Genomic DNA, 21413 nt, shown 5'->3' on the forward strand with positions numbered 1-21413 from the left:
AGCTGAGGAGCACACGTGACGGCAACGGCAACCGACACCCGTCCCGCCGAGGTACTCCGCGTGACCGGCCCCGACGAGTCGTACCTGCTCGTCGCGGAACTGTTCGGGATGGGTGCGCCCATCCAGATCACCTGGGTCTTCGACGACGACCCGGGGGACGCGGCGATCGAGTCGTTGTGCGCCGGACTCGCGGCCGGGCCGCTGCATCGTGCGGTGTCGCGCCGTCGGGTCCCGTTCGCCCGGCACCGCTGGGTGCGATCGACGATGCCGGTCCGACCCGGGCCGGTGGCGGTCGTCGAGGCCGACGCCGTCGGGGAGTGGGCCGACGCCGTCCTCCGCGCGAGCCGTCTCGATCCCGTGCGGGGAACCGGTTGGCAGCTCGACTCGGCCCGGATCCGCGGCGGCGGGCGCGCGGTGTCCCTGCTCGCCTCCCACATGATCACCGACGGTCACGGCCTCTACCGGCTGGTGGCCGACGCCGCGGCGGGCCGCACCGCCGGTCTGCCCGCTCCCGTCAGCGGACACTCCTGGGAGGCGGTCCGCGCCGACGCCGCCGACGCCGCCGAGTCGGTGCGCGCAGCCGCCCGATCAGCGCGAATCCTGATCCGCGAGGCCCGGGCGGCGCGAGGCACCGACACCGGATCCGCCGACACCCGATCCGCGCCGGGATCGTCGCGTACCACGCGTCCGGCGAGACCACGGTCCGCGCCCGAGCCGGACACGACGCTGGCGACGGTCGACGTCTCGGCAACCGAATGGGCCGCGCGCGCCACCGAGCACGGCGGTACCGGCAACTCCCTGTTCACCGCCTTGCTCGCCGGTATCGTGCACCGTTCGGGTCGCCCGCTCGACGGTCCGATGAAGGTGTGCATCGCGGTCAGCAAGCGGGACGGCGACGACGACAACCGCGCCAATGCGTCGGGCGGGGTGTGGATCCGCCTTGCCGACCCCGTCGAACCGGACACCGACCTCACCGCCATCCGGTCATCGAGCAAACGGGCCTTCGTCGACTACGCCGAGTCCGGGGCCGATCAGGCCGCCGACAACCTGCAGCCGATCGTGCGCATCCTGCCGAGACGACTCATCGGTCGGTTGATGCGCGGAATCCCCGGACCCGACACCACCGTGTCGAATCTCGGGGCCACGCCCGACTCGGCGATGCGGATCGGCGGTCACACGGCTTCCCGGTTCGCCATCCGCGCGGTGATGCAGGGGATGCCCGCCCAGGAGCGGCGCGAACGCGGCCCGGCGGTCGCCGCCTGGGCGGTCACCTACGGCGACACCGTCACGCTCACGTTCTTCGGCATCGACCCCGACGATTTCGGCGATCCCGTCCGGCTGCGCACACTGATCGCCGACGAGTTGACCGCCTGGCGGATCGGACATCGATTCTGGTGACGCCGGCACACATCGCGATCGTTCTGTACGGCAGCCGGGGCGACATCCAGCCCGGTATCTGCCTCGCCCTCGAACTCCAGGTGCGCGGCCACCGCGTGAGCGCCCTCGTCCCACCGAACCTGGCCGGTCTCGCGCGGGCAACGGGCGTGCGGGACGTCCACGAGATCGGCCTCGACTCCGGCACCGCGTGGTCGTCGGAGGACGCGCGGTCAGCGCGCAACAGTCGTAACCCATTGGCGCGGATGGCGTTTGCGCTGCGGACGGTCCGCGGCGGATTCGACGCCCTGGACGCCGCCCTCGAGCGACTCTTCATCGCGGGTACGGCGCCGCTGCGCGACACCGACCTCCTCGTCGTCGCGCCGCTGTGCCAGGACCGCGGGCTGGCGGTCGCCGAACATCTGGGCATCCCGCTGACCGTGCTGAGATACGGCCCGATGTCGGAGAACGGACTCCTCGGCGCCGTACCGGGACTCACCGACAGATGGTCGCCGGAGTGGAAGCGGCGCTCCTGGCGCCTCGCCGACCGGTTGACCTGGGCCGCGACCGGATGGAACGAGAATCGGTTCCGGCGCCGGCTCGGGCTCGACCGGGCTCGGCGACCGCTGCCGGTGCGGCTGAACGCCTCCGGGATCCCCCAGATCCAGGCCTACGATGCGGAGATGGTTCCGGGCCTCGCCGCGGAGTGGGACGATCGCAAACCCGTCGTCGGATTCTTCGACCTGCCCGCGGGAAGCCGGGCGGGTATCTCCGAGATCGACGCCGGGGCAACCGATCTCGGCCGATGGCTGGCCGCCGGCGAAGCTCCGCTGTTCGTGACGTTCGGCAGCATGCCGATCCTCGACCCGGAGGCTCTGATCGCCCGCTGGCGGACAGCCGCCCGTGCCCAGGGGGTGCGCTGCCTCATCGCCATGGGAGATCCGACCGGAGTCGATCCCGACGACCCGGACGTGTTCTACGTCGCGGGTGTCGACCACGCGTCGGTCCTGCCGCGATGCGCGGCCGCAGTCCATCACGGCGGCGCCGGCACCACCGCGGCGAGTCTGCGGGCCGGCCTCCCCACCCTGGTTTGCGCGGTCACCGCCGATCAGCCGTTCTGGGGTGAACGGGTCCGTGCCCTGGGCGTCGGGGCGGCCGTCCGGCTGTCGAGTTTCACCGACGACGACGCGCGCGCGGGTCTCGCGGTCCTGTTCGACGACGGAACCCGTTCGGCCGCTGCTGCTCTCGCCCGCCGGGTGACGCCCGCCGACAAGGCCGTCGCGGCGGCCGCCGACATCTGCGAAGCCCGGCTGACCTAGAACCGGCACCCACGACCGCTCAGACGACTGCGGCCACCGACCCTCTCGGGTCGGTGGCCGCAGTCGTCGTCTGGCAGGTTACTCGCCGAAGGCCTCGTCGAGGATCTCCTGCTGCTCCACCGCGTGGACCTTACTCGATCCCGACGACGGCGCGGACATCGCGCGGCGCGAGACCCGGCGCAGTCCGCCGAGCACATCCGGCAGCACCTCGGGCAGCCAGAGGCCGAGGAACGGCCACGGACCCTGATTCGCGGGCTCTTCCTGGACCCACCGGAACTCACTCGCGTTGCCGTACTGCTCGAGCGTCTTGCGCAGGCGGCGGTGCGGCACCGGGTAGAGCTGCTCGATGCGCACGACCGCGATGTCGTCGCGCCTCTCCTTGTCGCGTCGCGCGGCGAGTTCGTAGTAGAGCTTGCCGCTCACCAACAGGACGCGCTTCACCTTGCTGCGGTCCGCGCCGTCCTTGAGGAAGTGCGGGTCGTCGATCACCGAACGGAACTTGTCCTCGGTGAAGTCCTCGACCGGGCTCACCGCGGCCTTGTTGCGCAGCATCGACTTCGGGGTGAAGACGATGAGCGGACGGCTGATGCCGTCGAGCACGTGGCGGCGCAGCAGGTGGAAGTAGCTCGCCGGCGTCGACGGCAGGGCCACCGTCATCGAACCCTCGGCGCACAGCTGCAGGAACCGTTCGATGCGGCCCGAGGTGTGGTCGGGTCCCTGTCCCTCGTGGCCGTGCGGCAGCAGCAGCACGACGTCGGAGAGCTGGCCCCACTTGGCCTCACCCGACGAGATGAACTCGTCGATGATGGACTGCGCGCCGTTGACGAAGTCGCCGAACTGCGCTTCCCACACCACGAGGGCGTCCGGGTTGCCGACCGAGTAGCCGTACTCGAACCCGACGACCGCGAACTCCGAGAGCGGGGAGTCGTAGACCATGAACCGGCCGCCGTTGCTCTCCTCGTCTGCGGGCTGCAGGTGGTTGAGGGGGGTGTACTCCGAGCCGGTGCTGCGGTCGATGAGCACCGAGTGGCGCTGGGTGAAGGTGCCACGGCGCGAATCCTGGCCGGACAGACGCACGGTGCGCCCCTCCATGACCAGCGACCCGAACGCCAGCAGCTCGGCGAACGCCCAGTCGATGTTGCCCTTGCGGGCGGCCTCGGCGCGACGCTCCAGGACCGGCTTCACACGCGGGTGCGGGGTGAAACCGTCGGGCACGTTGACGAACGCGTCGCCGATGAGCTCGAGCGTCTTGCTGTCGACCGCGGTCACCAACTTCGTCGGCAGCGTCTGGTCGGCCTCGACCGAGGGCGACGGCTCGACACTGAACTTCTCGAGTTCCTTGACTTCGTTGAAGACGCGCTCGAGCTGTCCCTGGTAGTCGCGCAGAGCGTCCTCGGCCTCCTTGGTCGAGATGTCACCGCGGCCGATGAGGGCTTCGGTGTAGCTCTTGCGGACGCCGCGCTTGGTGTCGATCACCTCGTACATCGCCGGCTGCGTCATCGACGGGTCATCGCCCTCGTTGTGTCCGCGACGGCGGAAGCACACGAGGTCGATGACGACGTCCTTGTGGAACGCCTGGCGGTAGTCGACGGCGAGCTTCGCGGCCCAGACGCAGGCCTCGGGGTCGTCGCTGTTGACGTGGAAGATCGGTGCGCCGATCATCTTCGCCACGTCGGTGCAGTACTCGGTCGAGCGCGAGTGTTCCGGTGCGGTGGTGAAGCCGACCTGGTTGTTCACCACGATGTGCACGGTGCCGCCGGTGCGGTAACCGGGCAGCATCGCCATGTTGAGCGTCTCGGCGACCACACCCTGACCGGCGAACGCCGCGTCGCCGTGCAGCATGAGGGGGAGGATCGGGAAGCGATCGTCCTCGTCCATGAGGTCCTGCTTGGCGCGGACCAGACCCTCCAGCACCGGGTCGACTGCCTCGAGGTGGCTGGGGTTGGCGGTCAGCGACACGTTGATCTCGTTGTCGCCGAACATCTGGTAGTACTTGCCCTCGGCGCCGAGGTGGTACTTCACGTCGCCCGATCCGTGCGCCTGCGACGGGTTCAGGTTGCCCTCGAACTCGGTGAAGATCTTCGAGTACGGCTTGCCGACGATGTTGGCGAGCACGTTCAGACGGCCGCGGTGCGGCATGCCGATGACCACCTCGGAGAGGCTGTGCTCGGCGCTCTGGTCGATGACCGCGTCCATCATCGGGATGACCGACTCGGCGCCCTCGAGCGAGAAGCGCTTCTGCCCGACGTACTTGGTCTGCAGGAACGTCTCGAACGCCTCGGCGGCGTTGAGCTTGCTCAGGATGTACTTCTGTTCACCGACCGGCGGCTTGACGTGCTTGATCTCGACGCGTTCCTGCAGCCACTTCTGCTGCTCGGGCTCGAGGATGTGGGTGTACTCGACACCGACGTGCCGGCAGTACGCGTCGCGCAGGATCGACAGCACGTCCCGCAGCTTCATCTTCTCCTGGCCGTGGAACCCGCCGACCTTGAAGCTGCGGTCGAGATCCCACAGCGTCAGCCCGTAGTTCTGGATGTCCAGATCCGGATGGCTGCTGCGCGCATCGCTGTCCATCATGAGGGGATCGATGTCGGCCATCAGGTGGCCGCGGCTGCGGTAGGCCGCGATCAGCTCGAGGACGCGGGTGCTCTTGTCGACGAGGCCGGCGGGCAGGTCGCGACGCCAGCGGATCGGTTCGTAGGGCACGTGGAACGCGGTGAAGATCTCGTCGTAGAAGGCGTCGTCGATCAGCAGCTCGTGGATGGTGCGGAGGAAATCGCCCGACTCCGCGCCCTGGATGATCCGGTGATCGTAGGTCGACGTCAGGGTCATCAGCTTGCCGACGCCGAGTTCGGCGATCTGCTCGTCGCTCGCGCCCTGGAACTCCGCCGGGTACTCCATCGCGCCGGCGCCGATGATGGCGCCCTGGCCCTTCATCAGGCGCGGCACCGAGTGCACGGTGCCGATCGTGCCCGGGTTGGTGAGCGAGATGGTGACGCCGGAGAAGTCGGCCGCGCCGAGCTTGCCGTCGCGGGCGCGACGGACGATGTCCTGGTACGCCGTGTAGAACTCGGCGAAGCCCATCGTCTCGCATTCCTTGATCGCGGCGACGACCAAGGTGCGGTTGCCATCCTTGCCGACCAGGTCGATGGCCAGGCCGAGGTTGGTGTGCGCGGGTGTGACGACGTTCGGCTTGCCGTCGATCTCGGCGAAGTGCCGGTTCATGTTCGGGAACGCCTTGATGGCCTGCACGATCGCGTAACCCAGGATGTGGGTGAAGCTGATCTTGCCGCCTCGGGTGCGCGCTAGGTGATTGTTGACGACGATCCGGTTGTCGATCATCGCCTTGGCGGGCACCGCACGGACGCTGGTGGCCGTCGGGATCTCCAACGACAGCGCCATGTTCTTCGCGATGGCCGCGGCCGGACCGCGCAGGACCTTGTTGCCGTCGGCGCTCTCGGACTTCTGGGCGTCCGACTTCGCGGACCCGGACTTCTGTGCCTCGGGCGCGGCGGCCTTGCCCGCCTCGGGCTTGGGCTGCGAGCGGGCGGAACCGTCACGGCTGGCGACGCTGTGCCCCGACGCCGCCTTCGTGGCGGTCGACTCCTTGGCGGGGGTGGGTTTGCGCGGTGCCGTGCGCGCCGGGGTCTGATCCAGGGTGACCTGCTTGCGCGGCGTGGTCTCGGTGGCCGGCGCGGAGGTGTTGCGTGCCGACCCGTTGGTCGACGCACTCGTGGTCGAGGAGGAGGACGAGGCGGCCGCTGTGGAGGCCGAAGTCTTTGCGGCAGTGGGCTTTGCGGAATTCGAGGGCGGAGCGGCGGCCGGGGCGGAGCCACCGTTGTCGCCGGGTTCGTAGTTCTTCAGTAGTTCGTGCCAACTCGGGTCGACCGAGTTCGGGTCTTCTTGGTATTGCTGGTACATTTCCTCGACCAGCCACGTGTTCTGTCCGAAGTCTGAAATCGAACTGCTGCTCACAGCGGTATCTCGCCTCAATTCCCTGAAGGTGCCGGGTTCTCTGCCACGCGTCGTCTCTTGTGGAGACTATCGGTGAACCACCTGACGATGCTACGCGTCGTCGACTCGCTCACACCTACCGACCTGTTACTACGGAGTCAGTTCCGAGGTGGCCCGCGTGACCGTCGTGGCGGCCCTCCGTGCGCTGGTTGGAGCGGGTGAGTCGGGGCGGGGCACCGCCGGCTCGTCGGGATCGACACCGGCATCCCAGAAGCCGCGGTACCTCTGTCCCAACGCGAGCAGCTCCTCGTGTGTTCCGAGTTCGACGATCCGTCCGCCGTCCACCACCGCGATGGTGTCGGCGCGGGCGGCCGTGGCCAGTCGGTGGGCGACGATCACCGACGTGCGGTGCCGGGTCACCGCCCGACCGGCGGCGAGGACCTGCGACTCGGTGGCCTGGTCGAGGGTCGCGGTCGCCTCGTCGAGCAGCAGCAGATCGGGCTCGACGAGTTCGGCCCGGGCCAGTGCGATGAGTTGGCGCTGGCCCGAGCTCAGCCCCTGGCCGCGTTCCCCGATGGAATGGTTCATCCGGCCGGGCAGGGCGGTGATCATGCGCAGTGCGCCGACCGCGGCGGCGGCGTCGACGATCGCGGCCCGATCGGCGTCGGGCCGGCCGTAGGCGATGTTCTCGGCGACGGTGCCGGTGAACAGGTGCGGCTCCTGCGGGACGAGGCCGAGCCGCCGCCGATATCCGGCGAGTTCGTAGTCACCGATGTCGGTGCCGTCGACCAGGACGCGTCCGGTGGTCGGATCGTAGAAGCGCGCCAGCAGCTTGACGATCGTCGACTTGCCGGCACCCGTCCGGCCGACCAGGGCGAGCGACGACCCGGCCGGGATGTGCAGGTCGACGGCGGACAGCGCATCCGTCGTCGAACCCTGGTAGCGGAATCCGACCCGGTCGAAGTCGACGACGCCGTCGAACCCGCCGTGTGGCGGGGACTCGGCGCTTGCCGAGGTGCGCAGCGAACTCGGCGTGCGCAACAGGTCGCCGATCCGGCGGAGCCCCACGGCCGCCTGCTGGTAGCCGTCGAAGACCTGCGAGAGCTGTTGCACCGGACCGAACAGCATCGTCAGGTAGAGGACGAAGGCGACGAGTGTGCCCGCCGAGAGCGAGCCCGACGCCACCTGCCCGGCGCCGACGCCGAGCGCGATCGCGGTCGCGATGTCGGACATGAGCTGGATGAGCGGGAAGTACGAGGCGATCGCCCGCTGCGAGACCATCCGGGCCTCGACCCATTCTCCGGAGCGACGCGCGAACCGGGCCTGGGCGTCGTCGGTGCGCAGGTAGGTCTGCGTGGTCTTGATGCCGGCGATGTTCTCCTGGAAGTCCGCATTGACGACGCTGATCAGTTCGCGCGAGCGCGTGTAGGCGCGGCTTGCGACGCGGCGGAAGACGACCGTCGCGGCGATCAGGAGGGGGAAGACGGGCAGCACCAGGAGTCCGAGCAGCGGGCCGGTGATCAGGAGCGCGACACCGACGCCGACGAGCGTCAGCACCGCCACGATCGCCGAGGTCAGTCCGGTCTGCAGGAACGTCGACAAGGCGTCGATGTCGGTCGTCATCCGGGTCATGATCCGGCCCGACAGCTCGCGCTCGTAGTAGTCGAGTCCGAGGCGCTGGATGTGGGCATAACTGCGGATCCGCAGTCCGAACAGCACCCGTTCGCCGGCCCTGGTCGAGGTGATCGCCATCGACGACGCGGCGACCCAGCCGACTCCGACCAGTACGACGCCGCCGACCGCGGCCCACATCAGGGTCGACCCCTCGGTGTGTCCGGTCGAGTCGATGACCGCCCGGGCGATGCTCGGGAAGGCCAGGCCGACGAGCGTGTCGATGGCGATGGCGAGCAGTGCGGCGGCGAGCAGCCACCGGACCGGCGCGAGGAGTCCGCGCAGGGTGAAGACCGGGTTCTCGCGTCGGGCGGCGGCGACGTCGACCTCTGGCCGCTCGACCGCAGGCGGGAGCGCGTCCACCGAGGCCTGGAGCTGGGGGGTGGCCGGCATCGAACCGAGAGCGCTGGCCACGCCGCCGCCGCGACCGGTCCGTGAGCCCGCCCCCATCGCCGGAGAGGTCCGGGCCGCGACGTCGATCGAGTCGGAAGCGACTTCGGGCCACAGGCTCTCGATCTCGGTCAGGCCCGGTCCGCGCAGCGGTGGCGCGGTGTCGGCGACCGCGCCGGGGATGTCGTCGTGGACGCCGTCGGGCGCCGGTTGCGTGGTGCTCGACATCAGCTCGCGGAAGCGCGGTGAGGTCGCCTCGAGTTCGGCGAGCGTCCCCAGCGCGGTGATCCGGCCGTCGTCGAGCACCGCGACGCGATCGGCGAGGACGAGCGTCGAACGTCGATGGGCGAGGACCAGCATCGTGGCGCGGCGGTCGCGGAGCCCGCCCAGGATGCGCGCCTCGGTGGTCGCGTCCACTGCGGACGTCGCGTCGTCGAGCACGAGGATGCGGGGGTCGGCGAACAGGGCGCGGGCCAGAGCGATGCGCTGACGCTGCCCGCCCGACAGAGTGAGCCCGCGTTCGCCGATGACGGTGTCGTATCCGTCGGGGAGCGCCTCGACGAATTCCGCGGCGTCGGCCGCGGCGGCTGCCGCCCGAACCCGGTCGGCGGCGTCGGCCCCGGCGGCTGCCGGGCCCATCGCGATGTTCGCGGTGATGGTGTCGGAGAACAGGAACGGCTCGTCGAACACGACGGCGACGGCACGGTGGAGTGCCTCGGGCGCGAGGTCGTCGATCCGGTACCGGGTCCGGGACGGCTCGTCACCGGTGCTGTCGCCGAGCAGCGAGATCGTCCCGGAGTCGGGTCGTTCGAACCGGCTGACCAGGTCGGCGATGGTCGACTTGCCGGAACCGGGCGGACCCACGATCGCCACACATTCACCCGGATCGATCCGCAGGTCGATACCGGACAACACGGCGGGCGGGTCGTCGGCGTCGTGGGTGTGGTGGGCGAACCCCACACCGTCCAGTTCGACGCCCAGGGGGCCGTCGGGCAGCGTGCCGGTCGCGGTGTCGCCCGGATCGTGGGGATGGTCGATGACGTCGTAGACGCGTTCGACGGCCGCCCGCGCCAGCTGGGCGTTGACGATCAGGTTCGTCAGCAGTCGGGCGATGCCGGTCATGGTGGCGACGTACGTGCTGAACGCGACGAAGGTGCCGGCCGTGATCGCGCCGGTCATCGTGAGGTAGCCGCCCACGACGATCACCCCGACCATGCCCAGCTGCGGGATGGCGGCCAGGGTCGGGGCGAATCGAGCATTGATCCGGGCGGCGCGGAGTCGGCGAGCGAACACCGTCCGGCACCGGGTGACGAGGTCGTCGACCGCGCGTTCCTCCTGGCCGAAACCCTTCACGACCCGCACGCCGGTGACGGTCTCCTCCACGTGCTGGGCGACGTCGGCGGCGGCCTGCTGCGCCGACCACGTCGCCGCGAACAGCCGACGCCGGGTACGCCACACCTCGAGGGCGATGAGCGGGGCGATCAGCAACGCCACCCCGGTCAGGAGCGGCGACAGGTACGCCATGATGGCCAGGGCCACGACCATCTGCACCGCGGCGCCCAACGACAGTGGCGCCATGGCCAGCAGACTCTGGACGACCTGGATGTCGGAGATCGAGCGGGACACGATCTGTCCGGTGCGGATCTGGTGCTGGCTGCGGCCGTCGAGGTGCAGCAGGGTGTCGAGGAGTCGGAGTCGCAGCGTGTTCTGCACGTTCACCGCGAGCCGTCCCGCGAACACCCGCCGGCCGAGATGGCAGGCGTAACGGACGACGGCGAAGACGACCAGCGCGACGATCACGGTCTGTAGCGAGAGGCCGTCGTCGACGACGCCGGTGGCGTGGTCGATCGCGGCCTTGGTCAGCAGCGGCATCAGCACGTCCACCCCGACGGCGACCAGGGTGAAGATCATCGTGACGACGGCGACGCGTCGGTATCGCCAGGACTCGCCGACGAGCCGGCGGATCCAGCCGGGCGTGGCTGCCGACTGCGGGGACGGTGCGGCCGCCGCGGTCACCACGAACCGGGTGGGAGCGGATCCGGGGTGGGTGCCTCACTGAAGTCGACGTCGATGACCCACGTCCGGGGTGCCGGCCCGAACGCCTCGCGCGCGTTGTGGACGACCTTCCGGCCGAGGGCGCGACTCCCCACACCACCGATGACCGCACCGATACCGGCGGGCATGAGCTTGCCGAAGATCAGCGGCGCCCGGCGGATCGCGTACTTCTTGACGAGTTTGTTCACCAGGGTCTTGTTCAGTTTGGTGATCGCACCGGATGGCAGGGCGGCTCCACCGAGTCGGCGCAGCGCACCGCCTCCGGTGCCGACCACGCGACCGAGGGCCAGCACACCCTCTTCGCCCAGCGCGACGGTCATGACCAGGGCCTTGCGACGCTCGGACTCGTGCACCGGGATGCCGTGCACCTCGGCGATCGACAGCGCGAGCAGGGCCGACGCCTCGAGGAAGAACGCCGTGTCCCCGGTCATCGCCCCGAACGCGGTCATCGTGCCGACACCGGGCACCGCGGCCGCCGCGCCGACGGCGCCGCCGGAACCGGTGACCGCGTTCAGGTAACGCTTCTCGAGCCGCTCGATGATCTGCGCGGGTGAGTCGTCGGGGTACTTCCGCCGCAGTGAATCGACGTACTTCTTCACCGCGGGTGCCTGCAGTCGCTGTGCCCGGTCCAGGATTCCGCCGGTCACCTCGACGGCCTTGCCGGGGGGCGTACGGCCGTAGTCTGCCGAAAGTCCCTGTGACGCCTTGTCTTTCATTCGGCCGCCGCTCGTTCCGTCGGTACCCAGTCCGCTGCGGGCACGACCTCGGCCGGTGGTGGGGGACCGGGGGGTGTGCCGTCACCGAACGGGCGACCGCCCAGGTCGTCGCGATGGTGTGCGGTGAGCCAGCCGCGGAGGTCCGGGCCCTTCGGCACGATCTGCGTGGGATTCACGTCGGTGTGGACGATGTAGTAGTGCTGTTTGATCTGGGTGAAGTCGGTGGTGTCGCCGAAGCCGGGCGTCTGGAACAGGTCCCGGGCGTAGGCCCACAGCACCGGCATCTCGCTCAACTTGCTCCGATTGCACTTGAAGTGGCCGTGATACACCGCGTCGAATCGCGCCAGGGTGGTGAAGAGCCGGACGTCGGCCTCGGTGATGGTGTCGCCGACCAGGTAGCGCTGCGTCGACAACCGCTCGGACAACTCGCCGAGTTTGGTGAACAACCGGTCGTACGCCGCGTCGTAGGCTTCTTGGCTGCCGGCGAATCCGCAGCGGTAGACGCCGTTGTTGACCTCCGTGTAGATGCCGTGGCTGACCTCGTCGATCTCGTCGCGCAGACGCTCCGGGTAGAGCTCCGGCGCGCCGTCGCGATGGAAGGCGGTCCATTCCAGCGAGAAGTCGATGGTGATCTGCGGGAAGTCGTTGGTGACGACCTCGCCGGTCGGCACGTCGACCATCGCCGGCACGGTGATCCCCTTCGGGTAGCCGGGGATCCGCTTCTCGTAGGCGTCCTTGAGTCGCGGGATCTGCAGGACCGGGTCCACTCCGCCGGGGTCGAGGTCGAAGGTCCACGAGTTCTTGTCGTGCGTGGGACCGCACAGCCCGAGCGAGATGGCGTCCTCGAGGCCGAGTAGCCGCCGCACGATGAGGGTCCGGTTGGCCCACGGGCAGGCCCTGGCTGCGACGAGCCGGTACCGACCGGCCTCCACCGGATAGCCGTCCCGGCCGTCGGCGGTGATGCGGGTCTCGATGTACTTCGTGTCCCGGACGAACTCCTCGCCGGTCATCACGTACGAACCCTGTTCGCCCTCGGACGCGGTGCTCTGCTCGGACTCTGTGCTCATGGCTCCACAGTAATGATCCGGAGCGACATCCCGCCCCGAGCTGCCGCGAATCCCGTGATCGCGCGGGCCGTTCACGAATCGGACAGGGTGAGTGGTGTGTCTCGGAAACAGGCGACTGGTCTCCGGCGTTCGATCGGCGCCTGGCTGCGTTGTCGTCGGTCGAGATAGCTCCGCTATCGCTCCCTCCTCCGCCTTGCCAGCTCACCGATCGCTCCACCGGATACCGGCCACCTCTTTCCGAGACACACCACTAGCATCGGGAAATGCAGTCGAGCGACGCCACCCGCGGCCAGAACGCGGGCACCGACGAGATGGTCACCGCCCGCCCGTGGGCCGCGATGCTGGCGCTCTGCGTGGGCTTCTTCATGATCCTCGTCGACATGACGATCGTGGCCGTGGCCCAGCCGCGTATCCAGGCCGACCTCGACACGAACGTCAACGGCGTCGTCTGGGTCACCAGTGCGTACCTGCTCACCTACGCGGTGCCGCTGCTGATCACCGGTCGCCTGGGTGACAAGTTCGGCCCCAAGACGATGTACCAGCTCGGTCTGGCGGTCTTCACCGCGGCCAGCCTCTGGTGCGGCCTGTCGTCGTCGATCGGTGAGCTGATCGCGGCCCGCGGTCTGCAGGGTGTCGGCGCCGCCCTCATCACCCCGCAGACGATGGCGCTGATCACCCGCATCTTCCCGGCCGAGAAGCGCGGCGCCGCAATGGGGGTGTGGGGCACGGTCGCCGGCGTGGCGACCCTCGTCGGTCCGTTGCTCGGCGGCGTGCTGACCGACGCGTTCGGCTGGGAGTGGATCTTCTTCATCAACCTGCCCGTCGGCCTCGCCGGTCTCGTCCTCGCGGCCGTTCTCGTCCCGCGGGTGAGCACGAACGACCACCAGTTCGACTGGATCGGGGTCGGCCTGTCCGCGGTGGGTCTGTCCGCGTTGGTATTCGGCATCCAGGAGGGGGAGACCTTCGACTGGGACACCTGGATCTGGCTGCTCATCGTCGGCGGAGTCGTGGTCCTGGGGGTCTTCGTCTACTGGCAGTCCCGCATCCGCACCGAGCCCCTGGTCCCGTTGTCGCTGTTCCGCGACCGTAACTTCTCGCTGTCGACCATCGGCATCGCGTCGATGGGCTTCGCCGTGTCGGCGATGATGATCCCCCTGACGTTCTTCCTCCAGCTCGTCGGCGGGATGTCGCCGACGGAGTCGGCGGTCGTCCTGGTGCCGATGGCGGTGCTGACCGGTGTCCTGGCTCCGATCGTGGGCCGGGTGGTCGATCGCGTCCACCCACGCACGATCGTGTCCTCGGCACTGCTGCTGAACGCGATCGCCATCGCGTGGCTGGGCTTCGTCGCCCGCCCGGAGACCCCGGTCTGGCTGATCGTCGTCCCGTTGTGCCTGATGGGTGTGGCCTCGGCCGGTATCTGGGCGCCGCTGGCCGCGACCGCCACCCGCAATTTGCCGTGGCATCAGGCCGGGGCCGGTGCCGGCGTCTACAACACGCTGCGGGTCATCGGTTCGGTTCTCGGCTCCGCCATGATCGGAGCGCTTCTGCAGACCCGGCTGGCGGCCGAGCTGCCCGGCGTCGACGCCGAGAACGCCCAGGACGGTGCGGCCGGGCAACTGCCGGAGTTCCTGCGTGAAGGGTTCGCGACCGCCATGGGGCAGTCGCTCTACCTGCCCGCGGCCGCGCTGCTGATCGGCGTCGTGGCGACCTTCTTCTTCGTCCGGCCCGCGCATCAGACGGTCCCACCGCAGGTCGTCGACCCGCACGCGGTGGGCGCCGACGCCGGTCGGTCCGACTCGGTGCCGGGGTCGACGGCGTAGGCGAGCGCGCGTCCCACGATCTGTCGGCACCCGACCGTAAGGTTGCGCCCATGCGGATCGTGCACACCTCCGACTGGCACCTGGGCCGGACGTTCCACGGGGTCGAGCTGCTCGCCGACCAGCGGCGCGCACTGTCGCATCTGGCCGCACTGGTCGCCGCGGAGTCGGCCGACGCCGTCATCGTCGCCGGTGACGTCTACGACCGGTCCGTTCCGTCCGCCGACGCGGTCCGCGTGTACGACGAGGGCCTGGCCGAGATCGCCGCTGCGGGAGCGCAGATCGTCGTCACCTCGGGCAATCACGACTCGCCCACCCGCCTCGGTGCGGGGTCGGGATTCGCCGCCGCCGGTGGCCTGCATCTGCGGACCTCGATCGCCGACATCGACCGTCCGGTCATCCTGTCGGACGCCCACGGAGACGTCGCGTTCTACGGCATCCCCTATCTCGAACCCGACACCGCGCGACGCCACCTCGGGGTCGAGTCGATCGGCGGGCACACCGCTGTCCTCGGCGCCGCCATGACTCGCGTGCGCACCGATCTGGCCGCGCGCCGGGTTCGGTCCGTGGTCGTCGCCCACGCCTTCGTCAACGGGGCCGCGGCCTCCGGTTCGGAGCGCTCGATCAGTGTCGGCGGGGTGGAAACGGTTCCCGCCGAGACGTTCTCGGGCGCCGACTACGTCGCCCTCGGGCATCTGCACTCGCCGCAACGTGTCACCGACACGGTCCGGTACAGCGGTTCGCTGCTGCCGTACTCCTTCGGTGAGCGAACCCACCGGAAGGCGGCGCTGGTGGTGGAGCTCGACGCCGACGGCGTCGCCGAGGTCCGCGCACACGAGCTGCCCGTCGTCCGCGAACTGAGCTCTCTCACCGGCGTTCTCGGCGACCTGCTGACCGACGAACGGTACGCCGCGGCGCAGGACCACTACGTCGAGGTGACGCTGACCGACCCGGTCCGCCCGACCGACGCGATGCGTCGGCTGCGCGAGCGGTTTCCGTTCGCGGTCCATGTGCAGTGGGAGCGGCCGCATTCCGGCTCCGGCGTCGACTACCGTTCCCGCGTGCGCGGCCGGACCGACGCCGAAATCGTCGCGTCGTTCATCTCCGACGTGCGCGACGAGCCGACCAAGGGGGAGCGGGTGCTCCTCGAACGCGCACTCCGCGCCGTGGTCGGTGAACCCGAGTCCGACGCGGCCGAACTGACCCTGTTCGACATCGAGGCGATCGTCGCGGAGTCCGCATGAGGCTGCACCGTCTGCGCGTCCGGGCCTTCGGTCCGTTCGCCGACGAGATCACGGTCGACTTCGACGACCTCGGCGGTGACGGACTGTTCCTGCTGCATGGCCAGACCGGTGCCGGCAAGACCACGGTCCTCGACGCGGTTGCCTTCGCGCTGTTCGGCCGGGTACCGGGCGTGCGCGACACCAACCGGCGCCTGCACTCGGATCACGCTGCGGCCGAGGACATCCCGGAGGTCGAACTCGAGGCGACCATCGCGTCCCGCCGACTCCGGATCACGCGGTCGCCCGAGCACGAACGACCCAAGAAGCGCGGCGACGGCACCCGCAAGGTGAATGCCCGGGCGACTCTCGTGTGGGTCGACGGATCCGGACCCGACCTGACCCGCATCCCCGAGATCGGCGACGCCGTGGTCCGGCTGCTCGGGATGAGTGCCGATCAGTTCTTCCAGGTGGTCCTGCTGCCGCAGGGCGACTTCGCCCGGTTCCTGCGCGCCCACTCCGATGAGCGGGAAGCGCTGCTGGAGCGGCTGTTCGACACCGAGCGGTTCGGCGACCTCGAGGAGTGGTTGCGTGACCGGGCGCGGGAGAGCGCGGCGAAGCTGACCGAACAGACCGCCGTGCTCGACCGGGTCGCCGGTCAGATCGTGGCAGTGGGCGGGGTCGAACCGACCGCCGAACCCGACTTCGACTGGGCGCAGGAGTGTCTCGAGCGTGCGCGCACCGCCGCGGAGCGCACGCGCCTCGAGTCAGGTGCGGCGCAGGCCGCGGCCGACCAGACGCAGGCCGCTTACGAGAGCGGGAGCCGGCTCGCCGAGCTGCGTCGCCGGGGGCGTGCGGCCACCGAGCGACTCGCCCGGCTCGCGGACGGCGAAGCCGCTCTGAGCGCGGCGGCACAGGCTCGTCGGCAGGCCCTGCAGGCGGCGCCCATCGTGCCGCTCGCCGACGACGCCGACCGTGTCACCCGCGAACTCACGGTCACCGAGCAGGCCGTCACGCGTGCGCACGCAGAGCTGTGCGCGCTGCCGGAGGGTGAGTCGCTGTGCGCCGGCGGGTCAGACGAGGATCTCGACGCACGCCTGGATGCTGCGATCGATCGCTGGACCGAGGAGTCGGGGCGGTGGGAGCCCCTCGCCGAACGCGTCGCGCAGCGGCCGGCTCTGGTCGGCGAGATCCAGACCCTGGACTCGGCGATCGTCGAGGCGGACCGCCGCACTGCCCAGACCCGGACCCTGCTCGACGCCGCGCCGGGCCGTCGCGCCGAGGCCCTTGCCGCGCTGGCGGAAGCGGGGGAGTTGCGGATGCAGGCCCCGACACTGCGGGCCGAGCGCGACGCACTCCGCCGTGTACGCGACGCACTCACCGACCGGGACGAGGTGCTGGCCCGGCTCGCGACCGCGGAGAAGGAGTTGCTCGACGCCCGCGACGCCCATGCCGCTGCGCGGGAGCGCGTGCTCGACGCCCGCGAGCGTCGCCTCGCCGGGATGGCAGTGGAACTGGCGGGCGGACTCGCCGAGGGTGAACCCTGCGTCGTGTGTGGTTCTGTCACACACCCTCGACCGGCCACCGACGACGGCGGCGCCCCGGCGTCCGAGGTCGCGGTCGACGAAGACGCGGCAGCGGCCGCCGAGGAGCGGGCGAGCGCGATCAAGGCCATCGCGCAATCCGCGGTGGCGGCTCTCGCGGAACGCCGTACGCATCTCGATGCCGTCATCGGTGGTGCTCGGGCCGACGCCGTCGACGCCGACCTCGCCCGGGTGGGCACCGAACTGGCTGCCGCGGAACGTGCCGCGTCGCGACTCCCAGCGCTGCAGACAGCGGTCGATCGGATCGACGCCGAGGTCGATGGGTGGCGCACCACCCTCGCCGACGACGAGTCGGCCCAGTCCGCCCGTCGCGAGCGGGCGACCGCGTTGCGGCAGAACCTCAACGAGCTCGATGAGGCCGTCCGGGAGGCAACCGGCGGCCGCGGCGGGGTCGCCGAGCGGCGCCGTGAACTCGCCGAGCTGGTCCGTCGCACACGTCGTCACCGGAACGCCCGGCAAGAAGCTGCGCGAGCGCGGGACCGGGTCGCCGAGGCGACCGATCGATTGTCCGCGGCGTGTGCCGACGCCGGGTTCGACGATGTCGCCGCCGTCCGAGCGGCGTTCGCCCCGGACAAGCAGATCGCGGCGTGGGACACGTTGCTGCAGGAGGCCGCGAGTCTGCGCGCCGCTGCCGAGGAGACTCTCGCCGACGAGGATGTGCGCGCCGCGATGTCGGCTCCGGAGCCGGATGTCGAACAGCTCACCGCAGACCGTGATGCCGCCCGCCGCCGCCTGGACACCGCCGCGAAGGAACACGCCGTGGCCGGCCGGCAGGCGGCCGACCTCCAGGAGTACGTCACCCACTTCTGGGAGGCCATCGACGCCCTGGCGCCTCTGCAGGCACGCCACGCCGAACTCCAGGGACTCGCCGAATTGGTCAGCGGGCGCGGACAGAACGCGCGCCGGTTGTCGCTGCGGTCCTACGTGCTGGCCGCACGTCTCGACGAGGTCCTCGTCGCCGCGTCGGGTCGTCTCCGCGAGATGTCCTCGGGGCGTTACGAGTTCGTCCACACCGACGCCGCGGGTGTCCGGGGCCGGCGTGGCGGCCTCGGTATCGAGGTCCGCGACGAGTACACCGGCGCGCTCCGCCCGACGACGACGCTGTCCGGCGGCGAGACCTTCTTCGCATCGCTGGCCCTCGCACTCGGACTCGCCGATGTCGTCTCCGCGGAGTCGGGCGGCCGCGTGCTCGACACCATCTTCATCGACGAGGGATTCGGCACCCTCGATCCCGAGGCGCTCGACCTCGTCATGGGGGTCCTGGATGACTTGCGGGCCGGCGGGCGTGTCGTCGGCGTGGTGAGTCACGTCGACGAACTCCGCGCACGAATTCCGGCCCAGCTGCACGTCCTCCGCGGCGAGCACGGGTCGTCGGTCCGAGTGCAGAGCCCGCTCGGCGTGTCCTGAGCTGCCGATTGGGATGTCGACGGATCGGTGCGCTAGGCTGAGTCCCGCCCGATGAGCCCCCGTAGCTCAGGGGATAGAGCGTCTGCCTCCGGAGCAGAAGGCCATAGGTTCGAATCCTATCGGGGGCACCAGTAGCACTGGCCGGCGTAGCCGTTCTTCCCGGGAGTCTCCGGGGCCCGATCCCATAATCCCTGGCCTCCGCGCTGAACAGGTGGGCTTGGCGGGGTATGTGCCATTGTCAGGCGGCTTCTGCCGCGTTCAGCAATAGGTATCGGATACCGATACCTATTGCTGAACCGAGCAGCCCGGAGGATGTTCCCTCACACGTACGGCTCTCCCGGCGCCTCCATGCCTGATGCGGTCCGCCACCGGCACGCGGCGCTGGGCAGCAGCGTGCCACAGCCCCGGCGTGATCGCCACAGTTCCACGCGCACGCGGTGCTGATCTGCCTCAACTCGCCGGCAACTCGATGCGCCGCAACGGATCACCGCCGTCGACAAGCAGCACTCCGCCCGGACGCAGCGCCCGGGCCACGGCCCGCACGGCCGCGTCGTAGAGATCGGGGTGTCGCCCGTCGAGTGCGCCGACCCGCAGTGCGAACGCCACGTCGAACGGGATCCGCGCACCGAGGTCGAAGTCCTCGATGGCGCTGCAGTCGAAGTCGAGTCGGTCCGGACCGAAGCCGCCGGCGATCGCGGCCCGGCGGGCGGCGTTCACGGCTTGAGGCGACCGATCGATGCCGAGTACGAAGCCGTCGGGTCCCACCCGCCTCGCCACCTCGCGTGCTGCCGGCCCGGGCCCGCAGCCGATCTCGAGGACGCGCAGACCAGGGGCCAGTGGCAACGCGTCGACGGCGGCCGCGAGTCGTGCGGAGAGCATGCCGCCATCATCCCCGTTGGGAGTGCCGCGTGGCCCGACCGAACTTGCTCACCTCACCGGCGTGCCCGCCGTGCGGGGCGCTCAGTTCAGCGGAAGTGGTTGTGCGCCACGCAGGGCCAGCATCTGGGTGATGATGGCGATCTCCTTGTCCTGGGTCCGCTTCATGCTCGACGCCAGGTCGCGGACGTAGGCCTGCTCGACGTTGGCCGGGTCGGCCGCGTACTCCATCATGTGCAGACCGCCCTCGTGGTGACGCAGCATCAGCTGGAGGAACCGGATGTCGACCTCGGGACCCCGCATCGCGCGGAACTGTTCCATCTCCGCCGACGTCGCCATCCCGGGCATCGGCGGCTGTTCGGCGTCGGATTCCGCGGCACCTGAGGCGGGTGCGGACATGTCCCCGTGATCCATGTCTCCGTGGTCCATGTCCCCGTGGTCCGAACTTCCGTCACCACCGTGGCCGTGATCGTGGCCGCCGGCGGAGTGATCCGCGGGATCGGAGTGGTCGTGTCCGTCGGCCTCGGAACCGCCGTGGCCCATCCACGCCATGGTCGCGCCGGGGTTGGTGACGGGCTGACCCCAACGGGTCAGCCAGGACTGCATCTGGCCGATCTCATTGCTCTGGGCGGTGAGGATGTCGAACGCCATGCTTCGCACCTCGGGGTCGGTGCCGTGTTCGAGTTCGATCGCGGCCAGTTCCACGCCCTGCTCGTGGTGGCGGGTCATGTCCTGCGCGAAGCCGACGGCCGCCGAGTTCGCAGCCGGGGAATCGTCGCCGGTGGAGTCGTCGGCGAGGCTCGCCTGGATCAGCAGTCCAAGGCCGAGACCGAACAGTAGGAGGGCGGCGCCGCCCAGGGCGAGCAGGATCCGAGGCCGCGACGACGGCTCGGCGGTGTCGTCCGGGCCCTCGGGAGTCGTTGTCTCGTCCCGGGATTCGGGCCGGTCGCTGTTGTCGGTCATCGCTGGTCCTCGCCGATCTCGTCGGGGCGTGCGGCCCGGTCCGTTACCTGGTCTGCTGCTCGGAGGGAACCCGCGTCAGCCCGCGGGCTGCGGGTTGCCGCTGCCGCCATCCATCGGGACGGCGTCGGGGCCGGGCTCACCCTCGTCGGCCGGCGGGGGGTTCGACGGATCGAACCCGGGGATGGCGGTGCAGGTGGCCTGGGTCTCGGGGTATGCGGCGGTCTGCGGGTTCTCCGGGTAGACACCGGGCATCATGTTGCGGCGCAACGCGGTGATGAACTGGTTGACGCGCGGATCGCGGGCGGATTCGAGCTTGAGCTGGTGTCCCCAGCTCTGCAGCGACACCGGCTGGTCGAGTCCGGGGTAGGGCGAGACGAACAGGTACTGCTCACCGCGGACGAGCTGCTTGAGGTAGTCGAGATCCTCCGGTGAGATCGTGTCCGGGTTGTAGGTGATCCAGACCGCGCCGTGTTCGAGGGCGTGGACGGCGTTCTCCGACCGCAACGGGTTCGGGTAGACGACGCCGGTGCAGGTCGCCCAGATCTCGTCATGCGGTCCGCCGAACGGAGGCGACTGGTCGTAGGCGACCCGCTGGGTCGCGGTGACGTGCCGGGCGGCCTCGTAGTAGCGCTTCGTCACACCCGGGATGTTCACCGACGGATCGGGATTCTGCGGTGAGGGCACGAACTCGGACACCGTTTCCACGGCGAAGTCGTCCTTCTGTTCGGCGCGCCGCTCGTTGAACTTGGGGACGAGGTAGATCGCGAGTCCGGCGATGAGGCCGATGACCACCACGACGGCGCCGATCAGCATCCAGTCGACCTGACGTCCCGTCGCCGAGGGAACGGATCCTGCTCGCTTGCGAGACTTGGGGACGTTGGCCCCTGGTTTGCGCGCCATTGACTTCTTTCCTCATCCGACTGCGGGGGCCGAGCGAACCCGCGGCAGACCCGACCCGCGCTCGGCGCACACGAGTGTAC

Annotated in this window: 12 protein-coding genes and 1 tRNA gene; 6 read left to right on the forward strand and 7 right to left on the reverse strand. The window is 69.9% G+C overall.

Annotated features, from left to right (window positions below):
- The first annotated feature begins 15 nt into the window (after window positions 1-15).
- Together GR168_RS08905 and GR168_RS08910 are read left to right on the forward strand one after the other, a co-directional pair.
- Complete coding sequence (locus GR168_RS08905; RefSeq protein WP_068969921.1) at window positions 16-1398, forward strand: hypothetical protein; 1383 nt, start codon at window positions 16-18, stop codon at window positions 1396-1398.
- Window positions 1395-2693, forward strand: a complete 1299-nt coding sequence (locus tag GR168_RS08910) for a nucleotide disphospho-sugar-binding domain-containing protein (RefSeq protein ID WP_159370562.1) — start codon at window positions 1395-1397, stop codon at window positions 2691-2693. The genes GR168_RS08905 and GR168_RS08910 overlap by 4 nt, the downstream gene beginning before the upstream one ends.
- A gap of 78 nt (window positions 2694-2771) precedes the next feature.
- Here GR168_RS08910 and GR168_RS08915 read toward each other — a convergent pair whose 3' ends face one another.
- The 4 genes from GR168_RS08915 to GR168_RS08930 form a co-directional block, all read right to left on the reverse strand.
- On the reverse strand, window positions 2772-6668 hold the full coding sequence (locus tag GR168_RS08915) for a multifunctional oxoglutarate decarboxylase/oxoglutarate dehydrogenase thiamine pyrophosphate-binding subunit/dihydrolipoyllysine-residue succinyltransferase subunit (protein ID WP_159370563.1): 3897 nt from the start codon (window positions 6666-6668) through the stop codon (window positions 2772-2774).
- A 129-nt stretch (window positions 6669-6797) separates the two neighbouring features.
- Window positions 6798-10727 (reverse strand): ABC transporter ATP-binding protein, encoded by a 3930-nt coding sequence (locus tag GR168_RS08920; protein ID WP_159370564.1) that lies wholly within the window; start codon window positions 10725-10727, stop codon window positions 6798-6800.
- The gene (locus GR168_RS08925) at window positions 10721-11479 is read right to left on the reverse strand and encodes a hypothetical protein (RefSeq protein WP_159370565.1); all 759 of its coding nucleotides are present in this window, start codon (window positions 11477-11479) and stop codon (window positions 10721-10723) included. Before GR168_RS08925 ends, GR168_RS08920 begins: the two co-directional genes overlap by 7 nt.
- Window positions 11476-12546 (reverse strand): glutathione S-transferase C-terminal domain-containing protein, encoded by a 1071-nt coding sequence (locus GR168_RS08930; RefSeq protein WP_065632829.1) that lies wholly within the window; start codon window positions 12544-12546, stop codon window positions 11476-11478. The genes GR168_RS08925 and GR168_RS08930 overlap by 4 nt, the downstream gene beginning before the upstream one ends.
- A gap of 263 nt (window positions 12547-12809) precedes the next feature.
- Here GR168_RS08930 and GR168_RS08935 point away from each other — a divergent pair, with 263 nt between their 5' ends.
- The 4 genes from GR168_RS08935 to GR168_RS08950 all read left to right on the forward strand — a co-directional run bounded on the left by GR168_RS08935 (window position 12810) and on the right by GR168_RS08950 (window position 18725).
- The gene (locus tag GR168_RS08935) at window positions 12810-14366 is read left to right on the forward strand and encodes an MFS transporter (RefSeq protein ID WP_159370566.1); all 1557 of its coding nucleotides are present in this window, start codon (window positions 12810-12812) and stop codon (window positions 14364-14366) included.
- 50 nt (window positions 14367-14416) lie between these two features.
- A complete protein-coding gene (locus GR168_RS08940; protein WP_159370567.1) occupies window positions 14417-15607 on the forward strand; it encodes an exonuclease SbcCD subunit D in 1191 nt (396 codons plus the stop codon).
- Window positions 15604-18594, forward strand: coding sequence for an SMC family ATPase (locus tag GR168_RS08945; protein ID WP_159370568.1), 2991 nt, complete (start codon window positions 15604-15606; stop codon window positions 18592-18594). Before GR168_RS08940 ends, GR168_RS08945 begins: the two co-directional genes overlap by 4 nt.
- A gap of 55 nt (window positions 18595-18649) precedes the next feature.
- Window positions 18650-18725, forward strand: a tRNA-Arg gene (locus tag GR168_RS08950).
- Between the two features lie 319 nt (window positions 18726-19044).
- Here the strand turns inward: GR168_RS08950 and GR168_RS08955 are convergent.
- The 3 genes from GR168_RS08955 to GR168_RS08965 form a co-directional block, all read right to left on the reverse strand.
- Complete coding sequence (locus GR168_RS08955; RefSeq protein WP_159370569.1) at window positions 19045-19473, reverse strand: methyltransferase domain-containing protein; 429 nt, start codon at window positions 19471-19473, stop codon at window positions 19045-19047.
- An 81-nt stretch (window positions 19474-19554) separates the two neighbouring features.
- On the reverse strand, window positions 19555-20433 hold the full coding sequence (locus tag GR168_RS08960; protein WP_159370570.1) for a DUF305 domain-containing protein: 879 nt from the start codon (window positions 20431-20433) through the stop codon (window positions 19555-19557).
- A 75-nt stretch (window positions 20434-20508) separates the two neighbouring features.
- Window positions 20509-21333 carry a DUF3105 domain-containing protein gene (locus GR168_RS08965; protein ID WP_159370571.1) on the reverse strand — a complete coding sequence of 275 codons (825 nt, stop codon included), beginning with the start codon at window positions 21331-21333 and terminating at the stop codon, window positions 20509-20511.
- Window positions 21334-21413 lie beyond the last annotated feature (80 nt).

The sequence above is a fragment of the Gordonia sp. JH63 genome (assembly GCF_009856645.1).
Classification (GTDB): domain Bacteria; phylum Actinomycetota; class Actinomycetes; order Mycobacteriales; family Mycobacteriaceae; genus Gordonia; species Gordonia hongkongensis.